21 protein-coding genes and 1 rRNA gene are annotated in these 26,381 nt (G+C 48.5%); 9 read left to right on the top strand and 13 right to left on the bottom strand.

Translation table 11 applies throughout. From position 1 onward, the window contains the following. The 3 genes from ACLB09_RS12010 to gyrA all read right to left on the bottom strand — a co-directional run. Positions 1-330: ribosomal RNA gene (locus tag ACLB09_RS12010) — 16S ribosomal RNA — on the bottom strand; the annotation flags it as partial. 300 nt (positions 331-630) lie between these two features. Beyond that, positions 631-1,746: an HD-GYP domain-containing protein gene (locus ACLB09_RS12015; RefSeq protein ID WP_410770079.1), complete on the bottom strand. Its 1,116-nt coding sequence runs from the start codon at positions 1,744-1,746 to the stop codon at positions 631-633. 184 nt (positions 1,747-1,930) lie between these two features. Beyond that, positions 1,931-4,474, bottom strand: a complete 2,544-nt coding sequence (gene gyrA / locus ACLB09_RS12020) for a DNA gyrase subunit A (RefSeq protein ID WP_410770080.1) — start codon at positions 4,472-4,474, stop codon at positions 1,931-1,933. 372 nt (positions 4,475-4,846) lie between these two features. On the opposite strand from gyrA, the gene ACLB09_RS12025 reads away from it, so the two are divergent. Then, positions 4,847-5,620: a YheC/YheD family protein gene (locus tag ACLB09_RS12025; protein WP_410770081.1), complete on the top strand. Its 774-nt coding sequence runs from the start codon at positions 4,847-4,849 to the stop codon at positions 5,618-5,620. 71 nt (positions 5,621-5,691) lie between these two features. Here the strand turns inward: ACLB09_RS12025 and gyrB are convergent, their stop codons facing one another. The 10 genes from gyrB to gnd all read right to left on the bottom strand — a co-directional run bounded on the left by gyrB (position 5,692) and on the right by gnd (position 17,331). After that, entirely contained in the window at positions 5,692-7,596 is a 1,905-nt protein-coding gene (gyrB, locus tag ACLB09_RS12030; protein ID WP_410770082.1) for a DNA topoisomerase (ATP-hydrolyzing) subunit B, read from the bottom strand. A gap of 43 nt (positions 7,597-7,639) precedes the next feature. After that, on the bottom strand, positions 7,640-7,888 hold the full coding sequence (gene remB, locus ACLB09_RS12035) for an extracellular matrix regulator RemB (RefSeq protein WP_410770083.1): 249 nt from the start codon (positions 7,886-7,888) through the stop codon (positions 7,640-7,642). 14 nt (positions 7,889-7,902) lie between these two features. Further along, positions 7,903-9,015, bottom strand: a complete 1,113-nt coding sequence (recF, locus tag ACLB09_RS12040) for a DNA replication/repair protein RecF (RefSeq protein WP_410770084.1) — start codon at positions 9,013-9,015, stop codon at positions 7,903-7,905. 51 nt (positions 9,016-9,066) lie between these two features. Continuing rightward, on the bottom strand, positions 9,067-9,288 hold the full coding sequence (gene yaaA / locus ACLB09_RS12045) for a S4 domain-containing protein YaaA (RefSeq protein WP_410770085.1): 222 nt from the start codon (positions 9,286-9,288) through the stop codon (positions 9,067-9,069). A 13-nt stretch (positions 9,289-9,301) separates the two neighbouring features. Continuing rightward, positions 9,302-10,444: a DNA polymerase III subunit beta gene (gene dnaN, locus ACLB09_RS12050; RefSeq protein WP_410770086.1), complete on the bottom strand. Its 1,143-nt coding sequence runs from the start codon at positions 10,442-10,444 to the stop codon at positions 9,302-9,304. Positions 10,445-10,829: 385 nt separating this feature from the next. Then, positions 10,830-12,176 carry a chromosomal replication initiator protein DnaA gene (dnaA, locus tag ACLB09_RS12055; RefSeq protein WP_410770087.1) on the bottom strand — a complete coding sequence of 449 codons (1,347 nt, stop codon included), beginning with the start codon at positions 12,174-12,176 and terminating at the stop codon, positions 10,830-10,832. Positions 12,177-12,664: 488 nt separating this feature from the next. Then, complete coding sequence (gntK, locus tag ACLB09_RS12060) at positions 12,665-14,212, bottom strand: gluconokinase (protein WP_410770088.1); 1,548 nt, start codon at positions 14,210-14,212, stop codon at positions 12,665-12,667. Positions 14,213-14,248: 36 nt separating this feature from the next. Further along, positions 14,249-15,607 (bottom strand): GntP family permease, encoded by a 1,359-nt coding sequence (locus ACLB09_RS12065; RefSeq protein ID WP_410770089.1) that lies wholly within the window; start codon positions 15,605-15,607, stop codon positions 14,249-14,251. A 123-nt stretch (positions 15,608-15,730) separates the two neighbouring features. After that, a complete protein-coding gene (locus ACLB09_RS12070) occupies positions 15,731-16,411 on the bottom strand; it encodes a GntR family transcriptional regulator (RefSeq protein WP_410770090.1) in 681 nt (226 codons plus the stop codon). Between the two features lie 20 nt (positions 16,412-16,431). Continuing rightward, positions 16,432-17,331 (bottom strand): phosphogluconate dehydrogenase (NAD(+)-dependent, decarboxylating), encoded by a 900-nt coding sequence (gnd, locus tag ACLB09_RS12075; protein ID WP_410770091.1) that lies wholly within the window; start codon positions 17,329-17,331, stop codon positions 16,432-16,434. Between the two features lie 361 nt (positions 17,332-17,692). Here gnd and rpmH point away from each other — a divergent pair, with 361 nt between their 5' ends. From rpmH to noc, 8 genes are all read left to right on the top strand, one after another. Next, complete coding sequence (rpmH, locus tag ACLB09_RS12080; RefSeq protein ID WP_044481584.1) at positions 17,693-17,827, top strand: 50S ribosomal protein L34; 135 nt, start codon at positions 17,693-17,695, stop codon at positions 17,825-17,827. A 216-nt stretch (positions 17,828-18,043) separates the two neighbouring features. Then, a complete protein-coding gene (rnpA, locus tag ACLB09_RS12085; RefSeq protein WP_410770092.1) occupies positions 18,044-18,394 on the top strand; it encodes a ribonuclease P protein component in 351 nt (116 codons plus the stop codon). A gap of 75 nt (positions 18,395-18,469) precedes the next feature. Next, a complete protein-coding gene (locus ACLB09_RS12090) occupies positions 18,470-19,357 on the top strand; it encodes a YidC/Oxa1 family membrane protein insertase (protein ID WP_410770093.1) in 888 nt (295 codons plus the stop codon). Further along, positions 19,354-20,076, top strand: a complete 723-nt coding sequence (gene jag / locus ACLB09_RS12095) for an RNA-binding cell elongation regulator Jag/EloR (protein WP_410770094.1) — start codon at positions 19,354-19,356, stop codon at positions 20,074-20,076. The genes ACLB09_RS12090 and jag overlap by 4 nt, the downstream gene beginning before the upstream one ends. Before the next feature lie 731 nt (positions 20,077-20,807). Continuing rightward, positions 20,808-22,187, top strand: coding sequence for a tRNA uridine-5-carboxymethylaminomethyl(34) synthesis GTPase MnmE (gene mnmE / locus ACLB09_RS12100; protein WP_410770095.1), 1,380 nt, complete (start codon positions 20,808-20,810; stop codon positions 22,185-22,187). A gap of 192 nt (positions 22,188-22,379) precedes the next feature. Further along, on the top strand, positions 22,380-24,266 hold the full coding sequence (gene mnmG / locus ACLB09_RS12105; protein WP_410770096.1) for a tRNA uridine-5-carboxymethylaminomethyl(34) synthesis enzyme MnmG: 1,887 nt from the start codon (positions 22,380-22,382) through the stop codon (positions 24,264-24,266). 6 nt (positions 24,267-24,272) lie between these two features. After that, positions 24,273-24,995 carry a 16S rRNA (guanine(527)-N(7))-methyltransferase RsmG gene (gene rsmG / locus ACLB09_RS12110; protein WP_410770097.1) on the top strand — a complete coding sequence of 241 codons (723 nt, stop codon included), beginning with the start codon at positions 24,273-24,275 and terminating at the stop codon, positions 24,993-24,995. 409 nt (positions 24,996-25,404) lie between these two features. Then, entirely contained in the window at positions 25,405-26,223 is an 819-nt protein-coding gene (gene noc / locus ACLB09_RS12115) for a nucleoid occlusion protein (RefSeq protein ID WP_410770098.1), read from the top strand. The last annotated feature ends 158 nt before the right edge of the window (positions 26,224-26,381 follow it).

Here is a 26,381-nt window from a genome sequence, read left to right on the forward strand (position 1 = left end):
CCCAGTGTGGCCGTTCACCCTCTCAGGTCGGCTACGCATCGTCGCCTTGGTGAGCCGTTACCCCACCAACTAGCTAATGCGCCGCAGGCCCATCCGTAAGTGACAGATTGCTCCGCCTTTCATTATCCCGCCATGCGGCAAAATAAATTATCCGGTATTAGCTACCGTTTCCGGTAGTTATCCCAGTCTTACGGGCAGGTTGCCTACGTGTTACTCACCCGTCCGCCGCTAACCAACGGATTCCCGAAGGAATCCGTTAGTCCGCTCGACTTGCATGTATTAGGCACGCCGCCAGCGTTCGTCCTGAGCCAGGATCAAACTCTCCAATAAAGATGGAAGGATCTACTCTCCTGAAAGGGAGTGGCTTTCCATCAAAGTGTTTGACTTGCTCATTTTGAAACTGACGAGAAAATTAATTCTCATTTTAATACTCACTCGTTGTTCAGTTTTCAAAGATCAACTTCATTTTCGGGTTGCCGTTGTTTCAGCGGCAACTCTTATAATATATCACTTACTGCGGAATCTTGCAAGTCTTTTTTCAAAAAACTTTTTCATCAAGATTTTAAATCTCGAACTGCCTTCCGCAGCAGCGAATATTAATATACCCCATAACCAACCTAAAAAGCAACCCTAGGAAAGAACTTCCTCAATATGCAGATGTCTTGCCTGCACGAGATTGACGATTTCACCCTGTACTGAAACCATGGGACGCGTTGGATACTGACGGTCGGAAAAGACGATTTCTCCCACGCTATCGTTGCTGAGACGTACCCGCATGCCATTGTGAAACTGGGTCACTTTTTCCACAAACGTTTGGACAATCCCCGGATCAAGCTTGCCGAAGGCTTCCGATTTGATTTGCTCAAGAACCAGATAAGGAGACTGTGCCTTGCGATATCTCCGGTTTAAAGTCATTGCATGAAAAATATCGGCAACAGCTACAATTTTAGCATAGACATGAATTTTGTCTCCGCTTAGGCGGAATGGATAGCCTGTACCGTCCATTTTTTCATGATGCTGCAGTGCCGTAAGTCTTACACCCTCATTAATGGCTGAAGTTTTACGGAGTTGCTGATAACCGTAAGTGGTATGCATCCGCATTTCTTCCGACTCATCATCCGTCAAAAGGCCCGGTTTGTAGAGGATTCCCGGATCTATTTTTGTATTGCCGATATCGTGAAGCAAGCCCGCAAACGCCACCTGCATCCAGTCTTTTTGCGGCAGGCCGTACCACTTTGCAATCTGATAGGAAGTTAGTGAAGACAAAATAGCATTATGGAACAAATAATCATATTCATTCATATTACGGGGAACGAAAGTGAGTATATTAAAGTGTTTCAACTGCTTGATCAATGCTTCTAATTGATGGCGCAGTTCATAGATCGGGAGTTCGGAAGCCAGAACCGATTGGAATGCGCTTTTCGTCAAATGCAGCATCCGGTCATACTCTTTGTAAAGAGGGCCGGCAGGCGATTGTTCGCTTTCATATTGAATCACTACTGCAGCAGCCGCATTAACGCCCCGTCCCGACTTTCCGGCAGATTCGAGGGCATCTACGGATTCCTCCCGCCCTTTGGATTGCGTCTCCTCGATTTCTACCTGTTGGACCATAAATGCGCGTAATATATCTAAATCTCTGGGCAGCAACACTTTTCCTTTATGCAGCAAAAGACTGCCCAAGGGAGTATGTACATGATTGACAATTTTCAACCCGGGTTTAAGTTCCAATACAGGGACACTAGCCATAATTCACTCTCGCTCCTCAATCTTCCAATGTTTAGGGTAGGTGCCCTATCTAGTGAAATAGTACTACATAATGTCATTATATTACGAGACCACCTGCCCAACAATCCTTTTTGCAACCCATAATATATTGAATTTTAAAAAAACCGGACCTCCTAAAAAGGAAGTCCGGTTTAATCGTGTTTTCTTATTCTTCTAAACCCTCAGGTCCTTGTTCTGCCACTTCTTGCGCATTCGTATCACTGCCCTCGGAGGAGGCTTGTACTACCTCTCCGTCTCCATCCAGTGATTCTTCTTCCGGTTCTTCCTCCGTCTTATCCGAGCGGCAAACCGTAGCTACAGAATCATCCTCACGGATATTAATCAGTTTTACGCCCTGCGTATTCCGGCCCATGGTCGAAATACCCTCCATGCTCGTCCGGATCAGGGTACCGCTAGAAGTAATGATCATAAGATCCTCTTCGTCTTTAACGACTTTCAGACCGACTACAGGGCCGTTCTTTTCCGTTACATTGATCGTCTTAATCCCTTTACCGCCCCGGCTTTGGATCCGGTATTCCGAGGCCGGTGTCCGTTTGCCGTAACCGTTGGTCGTAACAATGAGAATATCCTGTTCAGGTACAATGACATCCATACCGATCAATTGATCCTCATCGTCCAGCGTAATGCCTTTGACCCCGGTAGCCGCTCTACCCATGGAACGTACGTCGCTCTCAGGGAAGCGGATGGACATGCCTTGGGCCGTCCCCATAATGACCTCTTGATGGCCATCCGTGAGTTTGACATCGATCAGGATATCATCCTCGCGCAGATTTACGGCGATCAGCCCACCCTTACGGATATTGATGTAGTCTTCGATCGGCGTTTTCTTCACGACCCCTGAACGGGTAGCAAAGAACAGATACTTATCTTCATCGAAACGCTCGACCGGAATGACCGCATTGACGGTTTCCCCTTGCTCAATCTGAATCAGATTGATAATCGGAGTCCCCCGCGCTGTCCGGCCAAGCTCAGGAATCTCATAAGCTTTAAGCCGGTAGGCTTTACCGCGGTCGGTAAAGAACATGAGGTAGTGGTGCGAGTTCGTTACGAACAGATGCTCCACGAAATCATTGTCCTTGGTATCCATCCCGACAACGCCCCGTCCCCCGCGTTTTTGGCTGCGGTAAGTGGTCAAAGGCAAGCGCTTGATGTATCCGGTATGAGTGATCGTAATAACGACCTCTTCCTGCGGAATCAAGTCTTCGTCCAGAATGGCTTCTTCTCCGACCATAATTTCGGTCCGACGCTCATCGGAGAACCGGTCACGGATCTCTTGAAGCTCCTCGCTGATGATTTGCAGAACGAGTGCTTCATTAGCCAAAATCTCACGGTATTCCGCGATCTTTTGCATCAGCTCCTGGTACTCGTTCTCAATCTTCTCGCGTTCCAAACCGGTCAGACGTTGCAGACGCATGTCCAGAATCGCCTGGGCTTGCTCTTGGCTCAGCCCGAAGCGTTCCATCAACCCGGTCCGGGCGCTGTCCGTCGTTTGCGATCCGCGAATAAGCGCGATTACTTCGTCCAGATGATCGAGCGCAATACGCAATCCTTCCAGGATATGTGCGCGGGCTTCCGCTTTTTTCAATTCAAATTCCGTCCGGCGACGAATAACTTCAATCTGGTGCTGCAAATAATGATGAAGAACTTCCTTGATCGTCAGAATCTTCGGCTCATTATTAACGATCGCCAGCATATTGATGCCGAACGTGCTTTGCAGCGCCGTATGCTTAAACAAATTGTTCAGCACGATGTTAGGGTTCACGTCCCGGCGCAGTTCGATCACTACGCGCATACCGTTCCGGTCGGATTCGTCCCGCAAATCCGTAATGCCGTCGATTCTTTTCTCGCGGACCAGTTCGGCGATCTTTTCCACCAAACGCGCTTTGTTGACCTGATAAGGGAGCTCGTCCACAATAATCCGGGCCTTGTTGTTATTCTCCTCGATCGTCGTTTTAGCACGCATTGTAATGGAGCCGCGCCCTGTCGTATAAGCTTGACGTATTCCCGAACGCCCGATGATGTAACCCGCCGTAGGGAAATCCGGGCCTTTGATATATTCCATCAAATCCAGCGAATCCAGATCAGGATTGGCAATCAAAGCCTGAACCCCGTCAATGACTTCGCCCAAATTATGCGGCGGAATATTGGTCGCCATCCCGACCGCGATCCCTGAAACCCCGTTGACCAGCAGATTTGGATAACGTGCCGGAAGTACAATAGGTTCCTTCTCTTCGCCGTCGTAGTTCGGCATGAAATCTACCGTTTCTTTATTGATATCGCGCAGCATTTCCATAGCAATCTTGGAAAGGCGTGCTTCCGTATAACGCATCGCTGCGGCGAAATCGCCGTCAATCGACCCGAAATTACCATGACCGTCGACAAGCATATAACGCATGGAAAAATCCTGTGCCATCCGCACCATCGTTTCATAAACCGCAGAATCACCATGAGGGTGATACTTACCGATGACTTCGCCGACGATTCTCGCCGATTTCTTAAACGGCTTATCAGGATGCATGCCAAGCTCGTTCATAGCGTACAAAATACGCCGATGCACGGGCTTCAGTCCATCCCTTACGTCTGGCAAAGCACGGCTGACAATAATACTCATGGCGTAATCCATAAAGGATTCGCGCATTTCCACATTAATGTCCCGGTCTATAATTTGCGAAAATTTTTCTTCCGCCATGCTGGACCTCCTTCAATAATCTATCCAAGTGCCTATGTAAACGGGATAGAATTCTGAAAAAACCAAGTTGATTCCCCGAAAAACCGCTATGATTCATTATATTACTTTCACAAATCATGCACAATTAAACATATGGGTTTCGGTCCCCATTTACAGCAGGCACAAAATAAAATGGGGATGTGTCCATTCCCATTGCATCCACTCTTCATACACTACAAATATAGGCATTTTGAGAGGTTGTTCCAAAAAAGATTCAAAAAACTTATAAAATCCCCATATCTTATAATTATACCATTGTTTATCTCTTCTGTCCTATGTTTTTCATGCCTGAAACAATAGCAGCCCGGGGTGATGGAAAGGAAGGATTCTCAGTTGGCGATTCAGCGCATTGCGAGCAAATGGGAAAAAACGGTCATTCTAAAACAAAAGGAGCTGATCCGCACCTACATTCCCGAAACGCGAAAATATACGTTCGAACATTTGAAAGATATGATTGATAATCACGGACTGGTCTACGTCAAACCGGACCGGGGAACATACGGTAACGGGGTCATGAGCATTGAGCCTTGGAACGATGAATTAGAACCGGAAAGCCCAGTTCAATATAAGCTCCGCTTCGGAATTCAAAGTGAACTGTATTCTACGCTAGAAGACCTGCACGCGGCCATATTGGAGAGGATCGGCAAGAAATTTTTCCTGATTCAAAAAGGAATCCATCTGCTGACCTTTCGCCGCCGCAAATTCGATATTCGCGCACTAGTACAGAAGACGCCGCAAAAAACTTGGGAAACGACAGGCTTTATCGGTCGCGTGGCCGCACAGCAAAAAATCATTACCAACTATCACGGCGGCGGCTCGGTCATGCCCATCGAAGATTTGCTCAGCCCGTATCTTGAACCCAAAGAATATCTGCAGATGTATAAAGAGATGAAGCAGGTAGGCGTTCTCGCAGCGTCCCAGCTAACCCGAAAGTTTCCCAACCTCAAAGAAATCGGTCTTGATATCGCTATAGACGAGCAGTTTAATATCTGGATTTTGGAAGTAAACACCCTTCCCGCGCTTTTTCCCTTTAAGAAACTGCAAAACAAGGATATTTATAAAAAAATCCACCGTTACGCGGTCGCCTACGGCAGATTAAAGAAATAGACGAAGGACCGCATCATTCGCAGATCAAAAAAACCCCGCCATTCGGCGAGGTTTTCTTAATAGTCTTTGATTTAGATATCCAAATTTTTTACGGTTCTGGCATGCTCGTGAATAAAGTCGCGCCGCGGCTCAACATTATCACCCATCAACGTATCGAAAATCGCATCCGCCTGAATGGCGTCGGAAATCGATACCTGCTGCATGGTCCGGCTTTCGGGATCCATCGTGGTCTCCCATAGCTGATCGGGATTCATTTCCCCGAGACCTTTATACCGCTGTACGTTGAATTTGGCGTTTTCTCCGAATTCGGCGATAATTTCGTCGCGCTCTTTCTCGGAACCGGCGTATCGAACCACCTTGTTCCGCTCCACTTTAAAGAGCGGCGGCTGAGCGATGTAGATGTATCCGGCTTCGATGATCTTCCGCATGTAGCGGAAGAAGAACGTCAGCAACAGAGTACGAATGTGCGCGCCGTCGACGTCGGCATCGGTCATAATAATGACCTTATGATAACGGGCTTTGGCAATGTCAAACTCTTCACCGATCCCGGTGCCGAGCGCGGTAACGATCGCCCGGATTTCCGCGTTGCCGAGAATCCGGTCCAAGCGCGCCTTTTCCACGTTCAGGATTTTACCCCGCAGCGGCAAAATCGCCTGGAAGTGACGATCCCGGCCCTGCTTGGCCGATCCGCCTGCGGAGTCGCCTTCGACGATGTACAGCTCACTTATGGATGCATCCTTGGAGGAGCAATCCGCCAGCTTGCCCGGCAAGGCGCTGACTTCCAGCGCACTCTTACGACGGGTCAACTCGCGTGCTTTACGCGCCGCTTCCCGTGCACGGGAGGCTTGCAACCCTTTCTCCAATACCCGACGGGCAACCGAAGGATTTTCCTCCATGAATTCCTGGAGCTTCTCCGCGAATAAGGATTCCACGATCCCGCGCACTTCGCTGTTGCCGAGCTTCGTCTTCGTTTGTCCTTCAAACTGCGGCTCAGGAATTTTGACGGAAATGATCGCAGTCAAGCCTTCACGCACATCATCTCCGGTCAGATTGGAGTCGTTTTCTTTAATCAAGCCGTTCTTGCGCGCATAATCGTTAATAATCCGCGTCAATGCGCTCTTGAAGCCGGACTCATGAGAGCCGCCTTCATGCGTGTTGATGTTATTGGCAAACGAAAAAATGTTTTCCGTATAGCTGTCGTTGTATTGCAGCGCAATTTCAACCTGAATCATTTCGCGTGCGCCTTCCACATAGATCGGCGTTTCATGAAGAACTTCCTTGTTCTGATTCAGGAATTTGACGTATTCCATGATGCCGCCCTCGTAATGGAACGAGTCGGAGGCACCTGTCCGTTCATCGGTCAAAGATATATTGATCCCCTTGTTCAAAAACGCCAACTCACGAATCCGGGTCAACAGGATATTGTAATCAAAAACGGTCGTTTCCGTAAAAATCTCCGGATCCGGATGAAATGTTGTCTTTGTTCCGGTGATGTCGGAATCGCCTACTTGCTTAACGTCATATTGCGGAGCCCCGCGATGGTACTCTTGCTGATAAGTGTGGCCATCCCGGTTAACCTGAACGACGACTTTTTCGGAGAGGGCGTTAACAACCGATACGCCTACCCCGTGCAGACCCCCGGACACTTTGTATCCGCCACCGCCGAATTTCCCCCCGGCATGAAGCACGGTCATAACGACTTCCAGGGTCGATTTTTTTAGTTTCGTATTTTCGCCGACCGGAATTCCGCGTCCGTTGTCAACGACGGTTACACTGTTATCTTCGTGGACGGTAACATCAATTTTGTTCGCATAGCCGGCCAAAGCTTCGTCAATACTGTTGTCGACGACTTCCCAGACCAAATGGTGCAGACCACGGGCACTGGTGGAACCGATGTACATCCCGGGGCGTTTGCGAACCGCCTCTAAACCTTCCAGTACCTGTATCTGACTCTCATCATACGATTGCTCGTTCATAGACAATGCCTTCACCTACTTCTATAGATTCTATGACAATGGATTACACCATAGATTGAATGTTCGTCTTCTTCTTCAGCGTCGCGGAGGAAATCGGCGAATAGTACACCGTATTCTTGGTCACTACAATCGATTTCGGCTCTTCTTCTCCGATCCGCATCACTTGCTTTTCTTTGATAGCGTGACTTACGAATTGCTTGGAAATTTTGGACGATTTCTCAATCGAAATATCGAAAATCGCCACAAGTTCCGAAGAGAGAATCACCTTCTCCCCGCCCAAATGAATGTACATCGCCTTCCCCCGTTCTACTTCTGGACTCGTCCTTCTTGAACATGAAAAATGCTGGCGTCCTGAAGACGGCTGGCATTAAGACTTTCAATCCCCGTAGCCGTGATGAACGTCTGCACTTTGCTTTGAAACGTTTCGATCAATTGAGTCTGGCGGTACGGATCCAATTCGGACAATACGTCATCAAGAAGCAAAATGGGATATTCCCCGATCTCCTCGTGGATCAGCTCGATTTCCGCCAGTTTAAGTGATAACGCCGTTGTCCGCTGTTGGCCCTGGGAACCGAAACTTTGCGCTTCATTCCCGTTGATATGAAAAGCCAAATCATCGCGATGAGGGCCCGAAAGGGTCATCCCGCGGCGGATTTCCTGATCTTTCGTTTGTGATAACTTTATCATAAATTGCTCCAATAAGACAGCTTCATCTTCTTCGTCGGCCTCGCCGAAGGACGGAAGATAGGATAATTTCAGGTTTTCGCCGCCTCCGGTGATGCCTTCATGAATCTGCTGGGTCCATTTTTGCAGTTTTCTTATAAATTGTTTCCTTTTCTTGATGATTTTAACACCGTGCTCTACGAGTTGCGCATTCCAGACCTCCAGCATCGTCCCGCTGTCCTTGCTTGTGCCCCAGGCTTGTTTGAGCAGGTTGTTACGCTGGACCAACACCTTTTGATACTGCTGAAGGTGAAACAGGTAGCTTGGCTGTACCTGGCCGATTTCCATATCAAGAAAACGCCGCCGGACTCCCGGCGTGCCTTTGACGATCTCCAAATCCTCGGGTGCGAACATGACGGCATTCAACACTCCGACAAAATCGCTCAGCTTCCGCTGCTCCAGACCGTTCAACTTCGCCCGCTTTCCTTGGTGGGAAAAACGCAGCTCAAGACCGACGGATCCGTACTTTCGTTCCACCTCTGCGGCCACCGTGGCATGATCGCTGCCGAAGGAAATCAATTCCTTATCCTTGGACGTACGGTGAGACTTGGTCAGCGCAAGCACCAGCAACGCCTCCAGCAGATTCGTCTTGCCTTGAGCATTTCGCCCGATCATCAGATTAACGCTCCCGAAGGAATCCAGCGACAGTGTTTCATAATTCCGGTAGTTCATGAGTGATAATGATTTAACAAACACGTTATCCCAGGCCCTCCTCGTTTCCCCCCGTCGTCCAGGTTCAGGGAGCCTTTACTCCTCGCCGCGCTCTACTTGAAAAGAACCGCAATCGGCCACTTCAATCAGGTCCCCGGGATACAGCTTCCGTCCCCGGCGTTCTTCCGGCTCCTGATTGACCTTTACGGCTCCCTCTTGCAGCAAAGCTTTGGCCATGCCTCCCGTAGAAACGCAATCGGCCAACTTCAAAAATTGATCCAGTTTAATATATTCACTGGAAATTCTAACGGTTTTCATAAATCTACCTCGCTTAGTTAGTTGTTCTGTAAGGCAGAATCAGGTAGAGGCTTTGCGTGTCGTCGATCGGCTTGATGATAATCGGGCTCATCGCTCCGGTAAAGCCGATGTGTAACTGCTCGCTCTCCACCACTTTTAATACATCGAGCATATATTTTGAGTTAAACGAAATCCGCAGCGGATCGCCCGTAAATTGAGCCAATTCCAGTTGCTCGGTAACTTTTCCCAATTCGGACGAACTGGATGAAATTTCGATCGTTCCGTCTTCCATGGTCTGCAAACGCACGATATTCGTCTTTTCCTCACGGGACAGCAAATAAGCGCGGTCAATCGATTCGCTTAATTTTTTCGTGTCCAAAACAAGTTCTGTTTTGTAGCTTGTCGGAATAATCTTGGAAGTATCCGGATAAGTCCCGTCCAAAATCCGGGAATAGAACAACACCCGGTCAATTTTAAACAATACCTGATTATCCGCCACGACAATATCCACTCGCGTGTTTTGGTCGGGAATGATTTTACTAAGCTCGTTCAGCGTTTTGCCGGAAATAACAATATTGCTAAAGCGTACGCCTTCGGCATCGTCAAGTTCAGCTATGCGGCTTGCCAGACGATGGCGGTCGGTCGCGACGAATTTGAATTGGTTATCGTTCAAATTCCATAATACCCCCGTTAAAATAGGCGAGTTTTCATTGGAGGATATGGAGAACGCCGTTTGTTTCACCATATTTTTCAGCAGATCGCCTGGAATGGAAATGACCTGGTTCTCTTCAATGCTTGGAAGCACCGGGAATTCCTCCGGATCCAAGCCGACCATCTGGATATCGGTAGAGCCGGAACGGATTTGCGTTTTGAACCCGTCCAGCACCTCCATCTCGATTTCGTTGGAAGGGAGCTTTTTGATAATTTCCACAAAAAATTTCGCCGGGAGCACAACGCTACCAGGGCGTTCTACTTGCACGATTTGTTTGTCTTGATCCTCAGCAGGAATAAACGCTTGAATGGAAATGTCGGTATCGCTTGCGGTCAGCGTCATCCCCTGAAAGTTAACTTCCAGCTTGATCCCCGTCAAAATAGGGATGGTAGTCCGGCTGGAGATGGCCTTGGCCACATATTGGATGGATTCGTTCAAATCATGCTTTAAAACGCGGATTTTCATAAATTCAACTCCTAAAAGTTTTATGAAGCATAGCCTCTATGCTTGGTTATGAAGCCTTCGCTTCTTAGTTATCTCTTCGTAAATAAACTCACTTCGAAATTCGAAAAATGTCATAATTCATCTCAAACTGCATAAACTTGATTTTAGCAACCAAATGCATTCGGGCGTTCCTCGTACCTATCTATTGTAACCGCAAATGAACCGTTAAGCATGCCCTGAATTTCGATTTTTTTCCAAGGCGGCATAGCCGCTATTTAGGATGATGTATATCTTTAAAATATATAGAAGAAGTAGTAGGGGCCCTGAATATGTGGATAACGCACCGTAATATATGAAATGAAGCCTATCCACATGTGAATATAATGTGCATAGGCTTATAGCTTATTCAGGATGAGTTTTTAATTTTCTCCGTGATATTGTTGATAACTTTATAGAGATCCTGGTCGGCTTTGAGCTGCTGGGTTATTTTTTCGTGGGCATGAATGACTGTGGTATGGTCACGGCCTCCGAAGGCATCCCCGATCTTGGGCAGCGAGAAATCGGTCAGCTCCCGCGATAAATACATGGCGATTTGGCGGGGGAAGGCGATGGCCTTCGTGCGCTTGCGCGCTTTGAAATCCTCAAGCCTCAGATTATAGTACTCTCCGACCTTTTGCTGGATGTCCTGAATGGTGATCATCTTGGGACGGCTGGAAGGAATGATGTCCTTCAGCGCTTCGGCGGCCAGATGCGTCGTAATATCCTGGTTAATGAGGGAGGAATAAGCGACGACACGGATAAGGGCGCCCTCAAGCTCCCGGATGTTGGTATCGATTTGGTTGGCGATATACATCATCGCTTCGTTCGGGATGTCCAGGTTCTCCGCTTTGGCCTTCTTGCGGAGGATGGCGATCCGGGTTTCCAGATCCGGAGGTTGAATGTCCGTGATCAAGCCCCACTCAAACCGCGACCTGAGCCGTTCTTCCAGCGTCGGTATTTCTTTTGGCGGCCGGTCACTGGAAATGATGATTTGCTTGCGTTCCTCATGAAGCGCGTTAAACGTATGGAAAAATTCTTCCTGGGTCGACTCCTTGCCGGCGATAAACTGAATGTCGTCAATCAGCAGGATGTCGATGTTCCGGTATTTGTTGCGGAAGCTTTCCGCCCGGTTGTCCCGGATCGAATTGATGAATTCGTTCGTGAATTTCTCGGAAGAAATGTAGACGACCTTGCTGCTGGGGCTATGTTCCAGGATGTAATGGCCGATGGCGTGCATCAAGTGCGTTTTGCCGAGACCGACGCCTCCGTACAGGAATAGCGGATTATAGGCCCGGGCCGGTGCTTCAGCTACAGCGAGTGAGGCTGCGTGAGCAAACCGGTTGCCTGAACCGATGACGAACGTATCGAACGTATATTTCGGGTTAAGCATATTGGAAACGCTTTCCTCTGCTTGGACGGGTGCAGGGGGCTCCTTATATACCTGAGTCTGTTCAGGCACGGAGGATTCCTCAATCACGAAGGAAACGTCGACTTGTTTGCCCAGATACTCATAAACGGTGGTGGCTACCAGTTTCGTATAACGGCTTTCCAACCATTCTACGGCAAACGTGGTCGGTGCGGAAATGACGATCGAGCGATCGCTTAGCGAAACGATTTTGGTCGCTTTAAACCAGGTATCGAAACTGGGTTTGCTGAGTTTGGTGTTGATGATGGATAAAATATGCTGCCATATATCGGAGGTATGGCTATCCACAGCGGTCACTCCTTTTAAATCTTCCAATTGTGGCATGAGCCATACAGAAAGGGGTCGAAAAAACATAAATAATGGGGAAAATTATCCCCATAAGTCAGAAAAGTGGAATCATTATAAACAAGAATAAATTCGAATTGTTCACAATGTTATCCACAGGCTGTTAATAATTTTGATGTTAAACTTAGATATTCACAACAAAAGCAATATAATCATAGCAAAAGAAGCCTTATTTTTCAATGCACTGCATGATTTTATCCACAAATTCAATAACTTGTGTATAATTTTAACCCACACCACTACATATTGTTTATAATATGTTTAAAATTCGACAGGATCCGAGATTTTATTGAAAAAATTATGCACAGGATGTTATATGTCCAAAAGTTGGCTTGCGAAGAATTTGTGAATATCGAAAAAGAGGGCTGCCCGGTTAAGCAACACAATATTGCTTATGGGCAGCCCTCTTCATATAGAAAAATCAGTGGCGGTTACTCCGCGGGCAAATTCCGCTGGAATTTGGCAATCGCTTCATAGTCTTCCTCCAGCTTGCGGGAAATGCGGATGTAAATGGGGAGGAGTTCTTTATAAATGGCAGCATGCTCTTTGATAGGGGTGTGTTCAAACGTGCCGCCGACCATGCTTGAAACTACGTCAAAAGAGTCGATTTTGCCGAGCGCATATAATCCGAGTACGACGGCGCCGAGACAGGAGCTCTCGAAACTTTCGGGAATTACGACCTCTTGATCGAAAATGTCCGCCAGCATCTGCCGCCACAGCGGAGAACGCGCGAATCCGCCTGTGGCCTGGATTTTTTGGGGCCGGCCGATCTGTTCTTCCATAGCAAGCAGTACGGTATATAAGTTATAAATGACGCCTTCCAGCACGGAGCGTATCATGTGTTCCTTCTGGTGATGCAGGGTCAGGCCGAAAAAGGAGCCACGGGCGTTCGGATTCCACAAGGGAGCCCGCTCTCCGGCCAAATAGGGGTGAAATAAGAGTCCATCCGAACCGGGGCGTACCTTTTCACCGATTTTGGTCAAAACGTCGTAGGGGCTAATCCCAAGGCGCTTAGCCGTTTCGACTTCCGAAGCGGCGAATTCGTCGCGTACCCAACGGAAAATAACGCCGCCATTGTTGACCGGACCGCCGATGACCCAATGCTTCTCCGTCAGCGCGTAGCAGAAGATACGGCCTTTCGGGTCGGTTTTCGGACGGTCGACCACCGTGCGGATCGCTCCGCTCGTTCCGATCGTGACCGCTACGACCCCCGGATCAATGGCGTTGACGCCAAGATTGGAAAGTACGCCGTCGCTGGCGCCGATGACGAACGGGGTGGAGGCACGAAGCCCCATTTGATCCGCATATTTGCCGGAGAGTCCCTTCATAATATGCGTGGTTGGCACCAGGGTGGATAACTGGTCCGGCGTTATGCCGGCGATCTTCAGCGCATCTTCGTCCCAGTCGAGGTTCTCCAGGTTCATCAGGCCGGTACAAGAAGCGATGGAATGATCCACGACGTATTCTCCGAACAATTTGGCAAAGACGTATTCTTTAATAGAAATAAACTTACTCGCTTTATTAAAAACTTCGGGCATATCATGGCGTAGCCAAAGCAACTTGGACAGGGGGGACATCGGGTGGATCGGGGTGCCGGTGCGCAAATAAATTTCATGTCCGCCCAGCTCATTTTTCAATTTTTCCGACCATTCCACGCTTCGATTGTCCGCCCAGGTAAGACACCGCATCAAAGGCTTCCCGTCCCGGTCGATGGGGATGACGCTATGCATCGCCGTACTGAAGGAGACGAGCATGATGTGGTCCGGAGCAACCTTGCTCTGATCCATCACGTGGCGGACGGCGGCCAGCATCGCGACGAAAATCTCTTCCGGATCCTGTTCAGCTACATCAGCCGTAGGGGTATATAACGGATAACCCTCGTTTGCCGTCGCAACAATGTTGCCGTTCTCTTCAAACAATACGGCCTTGGTACTGGTCGTTCCTATATCAATTCCGATCATATAAGAAATTTGTTCCATCAGATTAACCTTCTCTCCCTGAAAATTTCTGTTTGATTAAAAGACACTGATGAGAAGTATCAGCGCCAAGCCTACGACGGATAGGATCGTTTCCATCACCGTCCAGGACTTTAATGTTTGCGGGACCGTCATATTGAAAAATTCTTTTACCATCCAGAACCCGGCATCGTTCACGTGAGACAAAACAATGGAACCCGCTCCGGTAGCGAGTACGACGAGCTCTACGTTGGCGCCGGGAGTGAGGGCCAGCACGGGCGCTACGATGCCGGCAGCGGTCGTCATGGCGACGGTAGCCGAACCGGTGGCGACCCGAATCAAGGCGGCGACGAACCAGGCAAACAGGATGACGTTGACATGGGCGCCAGTGGCGATCTCCGCAATTGCGCCGCCTACGCCGCTGTTAATCAATACTTGTTTGAAGGCGCCGCCCGCTCCAATGATCAGAACGATCGTGGCGATCGGTGCGAGACATTCGCTCGTAAAGCGGGAAATTTCATGTTTCGTAAACCCTCTCGAGAAACCGAGGGAGAAGAAAGAGAAGACAACGGCTATTAACAAAGCCATAATTTCATGGCCGATAAATTCGCAGAACAGCGTAACGTTACTGGTAGCCTGCGGATCGATAATGTCGGCGATCGAGCCGATCAGCATCAAAATGACCGGCAGCAAAATCGTAAACAGCGTAATCCCGAATCCCGGCAGCTTCCGCGTACCTTTTACCGCAAATTGATCCGCAAGTTCAGCCGGCGGTTCCAGAACGATGCGCTTGCCGATAAATTTGCCGAAGAGGGGACCGGCGATGATGGCGACAATAATTCCTACTATAAGAGAATATAAAATCGTTCGCCCCAGATTTGCCCCATAGGCTTCAATGGCGATCATCGGAGCCGGATGCGGCGGAACAAGACCGTGCACCGTGGACAAACCGGCCAGAATCGGAATGCCGATTTGCAGCAGCGACATTTTTGTTTTTCTCGCGACGGTAAAGACAATAGGGATGAGCAGAATCACTCCGACTTCAAAAAAGACGGGAATCCCGACGATAAAGCCGACGATCATCATGGCCCAATGGACCCTTTTTTCTCCAAAACGATCGACAAGCGTGTTGGCAATCTGCTCCGCGCCGCCGGATTCGGCCATCATCTTGCCGAGCATGGTGCCCAGCCCGATGACGATCGCTATCGTGCCGAGGGTTCCTCCCAGTCCGCTCGTGATCGAGTTGACCACGTCCAGCGGCTGCATGCCGGCCAGCAGGCCAAGAAGCAATGCGGATATTAACAAGGTAACGAACGGATTCCATTTATATTTGGAAATCAGAACGATAAGAAAAACGATGGTCACCAGGGTCCAAAATAACAAGGTGGCGTTGTGGCTCATGTTGAATAACGTGCTCATGGTGCTCCTCCTTTTATTTACCCCGTGTAACAGGGCTGCAAGCGAAGATGAAGGTTTCTTGGACTACTTAACCTTAGTATGAAGCAAGGATTGAAAATTCATGAATGCGGTTGTCAATGAGCTTTAGATGGATTCCTTCATACTCGTATGCAACGTATTGCGGGAATCCGCGAAATATTCTTCAATTCTTGTCGAGATGACGGCGGGTTCTCTGGACTCCAGCCCTTTAAGCAGTTTGCGGTGTTTATCCACCACATAATTGATTTTGTCTTCTCCTTGAGATAAAACATCTTCCGTAGTAATCAGCATGACGGTCATTACGATTTGCCGGATGCTGGTCCATAAATGCAAAATGCGCGTGTGATTGGCGGAAGTGATAATTAACTCGTGAAAAGACAGGTCTTGATAAGCAAATTCCACGACATCGCCGTACTTGGCGGCCAATTCCATCTTGTCGACGATTTGCTGAAGGCTAGACAGCAACGGAGCCGGATCTTTCTCGGCCAGACGCTGCCAGGCAAAGCTCTCTATGAGATAGCGAACATCATATAATTCTTCAATCTCTTTCAATTGAAGGCCGTTTACGACGGCGCCCATCCGCTGCAAAGTAATTAGAGCTTCGCCGGATAGCGTTTTCAACGCTTCGCGAACCGGGGAACGGCTCGTTCCGAAATCCGCGGCAATGCGGTTCTCGGACAGAATTTCCCCCGGCTTGATGGTGCCGTTAATAATTTGAAGGCGCAGCTCGCAGGCGATGGATTCGCCCAAGGAACTGCCCTTCAGCCAGGAAGCAGGAAACTTCATATATAGTTGACTCTCCTATCTTATTTTGCGGATTCGACCGCGTGGCCGCCGAATTCGTTGCGCAAGGCGGCAACCACCTTGCCGTGGAATGTATCGGATTCTAGGGAACGGTAGCGCATGAACAGGGACAATGCGATCACCGGGGCGCTCGCTTGCAGATCCAGTGCGGTTTCGACAGTCCATTTTCCTTCGCCGGAAGATTTCATGACGCCGCGAATTCCTTCCAGTTTAGGGTCTTTGGAGAACGCATTCTCCGTCAGTTCCATCAGCCAGCCGCGAATTACGGAACCGTTGGACCAAACGCGGGCCACGTCTTCGAAATTGTAATCGAACGGACTTTTGTCCAGCAATTCGAAACCTTCCGCGATCGCTTGCATCATGCCGTATTCAATCCCGTTATGCACCATTTTCAGAAAATGGCCGCTACCGTGTTTCCCTGCGTACAAATATCCGCGGTCGACAGCGATATCTTTAAAAATCGGCTCGATTCCGCGGAATACTTCTTCATTACCGCCGATCATAAAGCAGCCGCCATGATTGGCGCCTTCAACGCCTCCGGAAGTACCGACATCGAAGAAATGAATGTCGTGGCCGGAACATTTTTCGGCCAGGGCAAGCGAATCTTTATAGTGCGAATTGCCGCCGTCAATGATGATGTCGCCTGGGGCAAGTAGCGGAAGCAGTGTATCTACTACCGATTGAACCGCGGGACCGGCAGGAACCATCACCCAAACAATGCGCGGTGTCTCCAGGGAGTGGACAAGCTGCTCCAGACTGGAGGCAGGAATGGCCCCTTCTTTCGCGGTATTCTGAACGGCTTCGCTGTTCATATCGAAGGCCACCACTTCATGGCGATGCTGGAGCAAATTGTGCACGAGGTTGTAACCCATCTTACCAAGTCCGATCATGCCTAATTTCATAAAAAACACCCTTTCATAAACAAGTATACTTGTATACAACTTCTACATTATTCATATTACCCTGTTGTCCGGCCACTGTAAACCTTAGTGAAAGCGATTTCTAATTGAAAACATAAGGAAACTGTCAGATTCAATTTACTTTTCCACATGTGTATAACTTTTATGCGAGGCGGGAAAGACAGAGCGGGCTGTGGAAAACTTTTTTGAAATTTTGTACACAGTGAGGGAGGGGGTGAAAAAAGAAATGCCGGGCTCGGTTGACTTTTCATGGGGGTTATGGTTAAATGTAAAAAGGCATTTTCTGTGGATATGAAAATGGTAAATATACAGTGATCGATTCCTGTTAAGGGGGTGCAATAAATTGAAACCGACTTTTAAACCAAATGTGAGCAAACGTAGTAAGGTTCATGGTTTCCGTAAAAGAATGAGCACGAAAAACGGCCGCAAGGTTCTGGCTGCTCGCCGTCAAAAAGGTAGAAAAGTATTGAGTGCTTAATGACTGTATGAAGACCACTACGGTGGTCTTTTTTTACATTATATTAAGATACCCTATAGATGATATTTCACGGTCCCCACAAAGTATAAGGAAGAAATACGGGTGTACAAGCCCGACTTTGTGGGGCTATTTTGCATCGTTTATGCCTTTTGGGATTGGTCTATAATTACAATAGTACTTTTACCCTTCAGGAGCTCAAATCGAGGAGAAAAGCTCGTGCATAGAAAGCTTAGATTAAGAAATCGCGCAGACTTCAGCCGGGTTTACCGCTACGGGAAGTCTTTCGCCAACCGCCAACTCGTCGTTTACTATTCGGCCAAGCCCGAGATAGAGCGTTTCCGTCTCGGTGTTTCCGCCAGCAAAAAGATCGGCAACGCCGTCGTCCGCAACCGGATGCGCCGGATGCTGAAGGAGATCGTTCGTCTGCATGAATCCGAAATCCGGGATCATCTGGATTTGATTCTGATCGTTCGTAACGGAGCGGTTGGAATGGAGTATAAGGAATTGGAGAAAAGTGTGCTCCACGTGTTGCGCAAAGCCTCGCTGCTCAAGCCTTCCGGACGGTAAGCATGCTGGTTTCTTTGTCCATATAAATATGGTATGATTTACAATGATGGATAGGTTTAAGAGAGGGGTTTTGAAGTGTCGCGTATTACGAATAACAAAAGGAAATGGCTTCTCCTCATCCTCGCAATCGGCCTGATGACTTTGCTGGCCGGGTGCGGTACGCAAAGCGCCAATTTTTCAAGCACTACCGAGGACATGGCGAAGAGCGGTTCCTGGTGGACGGCGAACGTCGTTTATTATTTCTCGCTTGCTTTGGATACGTTTGCGGACTGGTTTGGCGGAGCATATGGACTGGCCATTCTCGTCATGGTGCTGATCGTTCGGACGTTGATTTTACCGCTTACCTTGAAGCAGGTCAAGAGTTCGAAGGCCATGCAGGCGATTCAGCCGGAAATTCAGAAAATTCGTGAGCAGTATAAGGACAACCCGGAGAAACAACAGCAAGAAACAATGAAGCTGTTCCAGGAAAACAAGGTAAATCCGATGGCCGGCTGTTTCCCGTTAATCATTCAGATGCCGGTGTTCATCGCTCTATATAATTCGATTTATCACAACTCGGCGATCCGGGACCATTCCTTCTTATGGCTCCAGCTCGGTGAACCGGATAAATGGTACATCTTGCCGATTGTCGCTGCATTGACCACGTTCATTCAGACGAAGATGATGTCGAACATGAACCCAAGCAGCATGCAGGGTCCGATGCAGTTTATGATGTTTGTCTACCCGATTCTGATTTTTGTCATGGCGATGAATTTTGCCGCCGCGCTTCCGTTGTACTGGATTTTCAGTAACTTGTACACGATTGCGCAAAACTACTTTATTTACCGTAAAAAAGATCCCGTCCTTGTTACTAATACCATCGCAACAAGCTCAGGCTCCTCCGGAAAATCGAAAAAGGGCGGTTCGAATCTAAAAGCCGGTCATCCCGGCAAAGGTGCCAAGGAGGCCAAAAAATCGAAATGAAGAGTATAGTGACGTCAGGAAAAACCGTTGAAGAAGCTGTAAAACAAGGATTGGCCAAGCTCGGCACCACCGAGGACCAAGTCGCCGTGAATGTGTTGGAGCAGCCATCAAAAGGATTCCTGGGGCTGATTGGGGTGAAGGAGGCCAAAGTCGAATTGACTTTGTTGTCCGAATCCAAGCCATCCGCTCCGCCGCAAGGAATCTCTTCGGAAGAACGTACGCCTGTGATCCGGAAGGAGAACGGGGGTAATGTTCATGCCGGACAGGATCCTTATGAAGTGGCGGCGTCATTTATCAGGGACGTCGGTGAGAATATGGGCCTCCAAGTAGACGTGGAGATTGTCCATCAGAAAGACAACACCGTACTGAACATTTCAGGCAGTGATCTTGGCGTACTGATCGGCCGTCGCGGACAAACCCTCGACTCGCTTCAGTACTTGGCGAACATTATCGCTAACCGTTATTCCGAGAACTTTATCCGCATTATTCTGGATGCTGAGAATTTCCGGGAACGGCGGAGAAAGACGCTGGAAGACCTGGCAGTAAGATTAGCCGGACGGGTCATTCGTACCCGCAAGGAAGTTGCTCTTGAACCGATGTCGCCGCAGGAGCGCAAAGTGATTCATTCCAAACTTCAGGATCATCCGGAGGTCAAGACCTACAGTAAAGGCGAAGAGCCTAACCGGAGGGTCATTATTACACTGAAGCAGAGCAAATGATGCATGAGACGCAATGACGTTTTGCCTTGGCAAATGTCATTGCTTTTCTTTTATTGTCTTGGGGATCTCAACTGGGATCCCTCCCAAACCGGTGACTCAACCCTCCCAAACCCTCCCTTACCGTAAGGGAGGGCCCCCCGAGAGCCTGCTGCCCTAGGGGATCACCCGCAAACTGCGGGAACGTGGGAGAACAAGAGGCACTCCTTTGCCGCTGTCCCCTTCGGGGATGCGCTTTTGTTGGGCGCGTGGCACGCTTTTCCCCCTTCGGGTACGTCTTACTTTTGGCGCTCCCGGGCTACCTGGCTTGGTGGAGGCACTGCTGCTTTCGGACGCACCCGGGCGGCTTGGCGGAAGGAGTCGCTTGTCGCCCCTTTGGGGCACGCTATACGTAAGCGCGCCTGCATGGGAGCGGGGGGATCCTCTGTGGTTTTTGACTGCTACATGGGCTAAAGAGGCGCTGTTCCCTTCGGGAATGCGCTGGACGGTGGCGCAAAGAGGGCGCAGTCCCCTTCGAGGATGCGCTAGCTAGGTTCTACACATGGTGAAATCGTTAGCTTAGCAAGGCCGTTTGAATTCGGAGAAGCGTTAGCGTTCGCCTTTGCAGCCGGATTATGACCATTTTAGAATTTATAAGATCAAATAATCCGGCTGCAACAGCGATCGGAGAATCAAACGGGTTGCGGAGCGGCCGAAGATTCACCTATAACTTTTAATATTCGAGGTGACAATATATGCTTAGCGACACGATCGCCGCGATTTCAACCGCGGTAGGGGAGAGTGGGATCGCCGTCATCCGGGTCAGCGGACCCGAGGCAATTGCCGAAGTGGGGCGCTTGTTCCGCTCCAAGATGGCTTTGCCGGAGGCGGAGAGCCACACGGTACATTACGGATTTATCATCGACCCGCAATCGGGCGAGAAGTTGGAGGAAGTCCTCGTCTCGTTGTTCCGGGCGCCCCGGTCGTTTACCATGGAAGATGTGGTGGAAATCAGCACCCACGGGGGCATTATTTCGGTGAAGCGCGTGATGGATTTACTGCTGCAACAGCGGGATATCCGGCTGGCGGAGCCTGGGGAGTTCACGAAGCGCGCTTTTTTGAATGGGCGGATCGACTTGTCCCAGGCCGAAGCGGTCATCGATTTGATCCGGTCGAAATCGGACCGGGCGTTCTCGGTGGCGTTGAAGCAAGTGGAAGGCGAGTTGTCGCGCAAAATTAACGTGCTGCGTCATACCTTAGTAGAAACGTTGGCGCATATCGAGGTAAATATCGACTATCCGGAGCATGATGTGGAGTCGATGACCACGGAGTTTATAAAAACCAAATGCGCAGAAGTGACGGAAGGGATCGATGGATTGCTCAAAACGGCCAACCAGGGGAAGATCCTGCGCGAAGGGATTACGACAGCCATCGTAGGGCGGCCAAATGTCGGCAAATCCTCGCTGCTGAATGCGCTGGCCCGTGAAAATAAAGCGATCGTAACCGATATTCCGGGGACGACTCGCGATGTCATCGAGGAATACGTTACGATTAACAATATTCCTTTGAAGCTGCTGGATACGGCCGGGATCCGAGAGACGATGGATGTCGTCGAACAGATCGGGGTGGAACGTTCCAAAGCGGCCGTATTGGAAGCGGATTTGATTTTGTTGGTGCTGAATAGCGCAGAGCCGCTACACGAAGATGAATTAAAATTGATGGAGCAACTGAGCGGGCGGCCTACCTTGGTGCTTTTGAATAAAATCGATCTCCCACAGCAATTGGACAGAGCCAAGGTAAGTCATTATTTCCCGGAAAATGCCGTAGTTGAGCTGTCCGTGAAAACCCAGGAGGGCTTAGATCATCTGGAAGAGGCAATATCCCGGTTGTTCTTTGGCGGGAAGCTGGAATCGGGCGATTTAACGTATGTCAGCAATGTGCGGCATATTGCCCTGCTTAAGAAGGCGAAGCAGTCTTTGGCGGAAGCATATGAAGCTGCGGATAGCGGAATACCAATTGATATCATGCAAATTGATGTAAGGCTGGCCTGGGAACAGCTAGGTGAAGTTATTGGAGATTCGGCGCCGGATGCGTTGATTGACCAAATCTTTTCCCAATTCTGCTTGGGGAAATAAAAATTGCGGTTGAGAGTCTCACGGACCGGAGATCATGGTATTATGATGGAGACCAGAACCATGGTTTAAATTTTAATTATACGTGTGCGGACACTACACATAGAGTTCACCACTTTTATTGGCATTTACACCGATACGGGTTTGAGAAAAACTCAGGTGGGATCGCCTAATCATTTTTAGGAGGGAAATCGGATGGGTTATGTTGCCGGAAACTATGACGTTATCGTCGTCGGCGCAGGCCATGCGGGTTGTGAATCGGCGCTTGCCGCAGCCCGGATGGGCTGCAGCACGCTGATGATTACGATCAATCTGGATATGGTTGCCTTTATGCCGTGCAATCCGTCGATCGGCGGTCCGGCAAAAGGACATGTAGTGCGCGAAGTGGACGCCCTGGGCGGCGAGATGGGCCGTAATATCGATAAAACGTTCATCCAAATGCGGATGCTGAATACCGGAAAAGGACCGGCTGTTCATGCGCTACGGGCGCAAGCGGATAAATTCTCCTATCAGCATACGATGAAGGAAACGATGGAGAAGGAACCGAAATTGACGATGCGTCAGGGTCTGGTGGAGGAATTGATCGTCGAAGACGGAAAATGCGTCGGCGTCATTACTCAGACTGGGGCGGAATACCGGGCGAATGCGGTCGTGCTCACGACCGGTACTTATTTGCGCGGGAAGATCATCATGGGTGAGCTGATGTATGAAAGCGGCCCGAACAATCAACAGCCTGCGGTAAAACTGTCGCAAAATCTGAAGGAGCTGGGGTTTGATCTGGTCCGGTTCAAGACGGGAACGCCGCCTCGGGTGCATAAGGACAGCATTGATTTTTCTCAGACGGAAATTCAACCCGGGGACGAGAAGCCGAAGTTTTTCTCCTATGAGACGAAGGGATCTGACAACGAGCAATTGCCTTGCTGGTTGACCTATACTTCTACTGAAACTCATGATATCATCAATGCCAATTTGCATCGGGCACCGATGTTTTCGGGGGTCATTGAGGGAACCGGACCGCGCTACTGTCCTTCTATCGAGGACAAAATCGTTCGTTTTGCCGACAAGCCGAAGCATCAGATTTTCCTTGAACCGGAAGGCAAGAACACGGCGGAGTACTATGTTCAAGGGTTCTCCACGAGTATGCCGGAAGATGTTCAATTGCAAATGCTGCGCTCCATCCCGGGCCTGCAAAATGCCGAAATGATGCGGAATGGCTATGCGATCGAATATGACGCGGTCGTACCGACCCAGCTGTGGCCTTCGCTGGAAACAAAACGGCTTCCGGGCCTGTTTACGGCCGGCCAAATCAACGGAACTTCCGGTTACGAGGAAGCGGCAGGTCAAGGGATTATGGCCGGAATCAATGCGGCACGCAAGGTTCAAGGTAAAGAAGCGGTGATTCTCGACCGTTCCCAAGGTTATATTGGCGTTCTGATCGATGATTTGGTGACCAAAGGGACGAATGAGCCGTACCGGCTGCTGACTTCCCGTGCGGAATATCGTTTGCTTCTGCGTCATGACAATGCCGATTTGCGGTTGACGCCAATCGGGCATGAGATCGGGCTTATTCCTCAAGAGCGGTACGAAGCTTTCCTTGATAAAAAGGAGAAGGTGGAGTCTGAAATTCAACGGCTTCGGGAAACCAAAGTGCGTCCGACCGAAATCAATACCATGCTGGAATCGATCGGTTCTGCACCGATTCAAGACGGAAGCAACCTGTTGACAATTTTGCGGCGTCCTGAAGTAACTTATGCACATGTGGGTAACTTGTATCCGGCCGATCGTGCACTTGATGACGAAATGAAGGAGCAGGTCGAGATTCAAATCAAATATGCAGGCTATATCGAAAAGCAATTGCTGCACGTTGAACGCTTACAAAAAATGGAAAAGAAGAAAATTCCCGAAAATATTAAGTATGAAGATATTCAGGGGTTGGCCATTGAAGCTCGTCAAAAGCTCACAAAAATTCGTCCGATTTCAATTGGCCAGGCTTCACGTATTTCCGGGGTAACTCCTGCTGATATTTCCATTTTATTGGTATATCTTGAACATTATAACCGGGTAACTGCGGCGGGAGGGTAATCGATCTTGGATCAGATAGAAACTCAATTTCGTGAATTGTTAAGCGAACGGGGAATTGAATTAACTCCTGAGCAATTGCAACAGTTTGAAGTATATTACCAGGAACTCGTTGAGTGGAATGAAAAAATGAACCTAACGGGAATTACGGAACGAGAACAGGTGTACATCAAACATTTCTATGATTCCGTAACGCTTTCCTTCTATATTAATATAGAGGAGATTGACAGCTTGGCCGATATTGGTTCAGGTGCAGGGTTTCCCGGTATTCCGCTTAAAATTTGTTTCCCGCATTTGAAGCTGACGATTGTGGACTCCTTGAATAAACGAATTCACTTCTTACAGAATGTAGTAGACAAGTTGGGATTGGATCAAGTGAACTTGCTCCATGGGCGTGCGGAGGATATGGCACGAAATGAGAACTTACGCGATTCATATGATTTGGTAACGGCTCGTGCTGTTGCTCGGATGGCTGTACTGAATGAGTTTTGTCTTCCGTTCACCAAACCAGGTGGAACTTTTGCCGCAATGAAAGGCAGCGATCCTGGGGAAGAAATATCTGAGTCCTCTAAAAGCTTAACAGAACTTAAAGGAAAACTTCATCAGATCCATCATTTTTCATTACCGATGGAAAATTCGGATCGCCATATTATACTGGTGAAAAAGACCGGTCCAACACCAAAAAAATATCCGCGTAAAGCGGGAACACCACTAAAGTCGCCTATTTTGTAACATGCTATTACAAATAAGTTCCTTAACAAATTGTTCCACGTGAAACAACTTTGTTAAGGGGCTTTTTTTATTTATCTGCAAATCCTTAATAGATAATATCAAAATTCGTATTTAAGAGAATAGGATTATGGAGGAAAAAGTGGTAGAATAGAGTTATCGCTAATTAAATGTCGGGGCAATCGCTTCAACGATGGCTTATCCTAATATTTGCTAGCCTAAAGGTGAGAGTTAATCTTTTGCACAACCGCTGTCTGGAGATTTTATTGCTTTATGATAACGGTTAAAACATAGGGAGTCTTGCCTTAAGCTGGGGTTTTACAGCCCGAGTGCATCACATTTTTTATTTGGAAGAAAATGTGTTTATAAGGTATACCCTATGTCACTATGAAATTAGGTGGTAATCTGCGGAATGAAAGAACAATTTTCTAAATTGTTTGGTTTAACCGAACGATCGAACGGTGATGAAGTGAAACAAATCCCGGTAGGGGATATTGTCGGCAGCCCTTATCAGCCCCGTACTATATTTGATGATGAGAAAATCGATGAACTATGCCAAACGATACGTACTCATGGCGTCATTCAGCCGATTGTAGTCCGCTTCCGGAATGAGAAGTATGAGATCATTGCCGGGGAACGGCGCTGGCGGGCAGTCAAAAAGTTGGGCATGGAAACCATTCCGGCTATTCTACGGGATTTTAACGACTCCCAGGCTGCCTCGATTGCTTTAATCGAGAACTTGCAGCGTGAAGGCCTTACGGCGATTGAGGAAGCGTTGGCTTATCAAAACCTCATCGACTTGCACCAGTTGACGCAAGAAAGTCTGGCTCAAAGATTGGGGAAGAGCCAATCTACGATTGCAAACAAAATCAGACTTTTGCATTTACCTGAGACTGTAAAAACGGCACTCATGGAACGGAAGATAACGGAACGTCATGCTAGGGCATTACTTTCTCTGGATTCCGAAGAGCTTCAACTTAAAGTATTGGAAGAAGTCATCTCCAAGGAATTGAATGTTAAACAGACGGAAGCGAGAATTGCTTTCTACAAAGAAGTAGCTAAAAACAAAAAGGCATCCAAACGGATCTCTTTCACCAAAGATGTTAGACTTGCCTTAAATACCATTCGTCAATCGATAGACATGGTTTCGGGTTCCGGCCTTGCGATCAAGACTGCGGAAAAGGATCATGAGGATCATTACGAAATCGTTATCCAAATTCCAAAAAGATAAAGAAGTTTCATGCCACTGACCATATCTGGAACAGCCGAGGTCAGTTTCTTTTTGGGTGCTTCATGATAAGTCGCCAGGAACGTTGTGGTCTTTTTGTAGCATCAACTTGGTGGACGCTTGCATAATTTAAAATCTACAAGAAGATTCTTCTATTATAT

The sequence above is a fragment of the Fontibacillus forbon genome, from assembly GCF_046559655.1.
In the GTDB taxonomy this organism is placed as follows: Bacteria; Bacillota; Bacilli; order Paenibacillales; family Paenibacillaceae; genus Fontibacillus.

Excerpts from the sequence above, each read along its gene's own strand:
- ACLB09_RS12015 (WP_410770079.1), bottom strand. The coding sequence starts at position 1,746 with ATGGCTAGTGTCCCTGTATTGGAACTTAAACCCGGGTTGAAAATTGTC.
- gyrA (WP_410770080.1), bottom strand. The coding sequence starts at position 4,474 with ATGGCGGAAGAAAAATTTTCGCAAATTATAGACCGGGACATTAATGTG.
- gyrB (WP_410770082.1), bottom strand. The coding sequence starts at position 7,596 with ATGAACGAGCAATCGTATGATGAGAGTCAGATACAGGTACTGGAAGGT.
- remB (WP_410770083.1), bottom strand. The coding sequence starts at position 7,888 with ATGTACATTCATTTGGGCGGGGAGAAGGTGATTCTCTCTTCGGAACTT.
- yaaA (WP_410770085.1), bottom strand. The coding sequence starts at position 9,288 with ATGAAAACCGTTAGAATTTCCAGTGAATATATTAAACTGGATCAATTT.
- dnaN (WP_410770086.1), bottom strand. The coding sequence starts at position 10,444 with ATGAAAATCCGCGTTTTAAAGCATGATTTGAACGAATCCATCCAATAT.
- gntK (WP_410770088.1), bottom strand. The coding sequence starts at position 14,212 with ATGGAACAAATTTCTTATATGATCGGAATTGATATAGGAACGACCAGT.
- ACLB09_RS12065 (WP_410770089.1), bottom strand. The coding sequence starts at position 15,607 with ATGAGCACGTTATTCAACATGAGCCACAACGCCACCTTGTTATTTTGG.
- ACLB09_RS12070 (WP_410770090.1), bottom strand. The coding sequence starts at position 16,411 with ATGAAGTTTCCTGCTTCCTGGCTGAAGGGCAGTTCCTTGGGCGAATCC.
- gnd (WP_410770091.1), bottom strand. The coding sequence starts at position 17,331 with ATGAAATTAGGCATGATCGGACTTGGTAAGATGGGTTACAACCTCGTG.
- jag (WP_410770094.1), top strand. The coding sequence starts at position 19,354 with ATGAAGAGTATAGTGACGTCAGGAAAAACCGTTGAAGAAGCTGTAAAA.
- mnmE (WP_410770095.1), top strand. The coding sequence starts at position 20,808 with ATGCTTAGCGACACGATCGCCGCGATTTCAACCGCGGTAGGGGAGAGT.
- mnmG (WP_410770096.1), top strand. The coding sequence starts at position 22,380 with ATGGGTTATGTTGCCGGAAACTATGACGTTATCGTCGTCGGCGCAGGC.
- noc (WP_410770098.1), top strand. The coding sequence starts at position 25,405 with ATGAAAGAACAATTTTCTAAATTGTTTGGTTTAACCGAACGATCGAAC.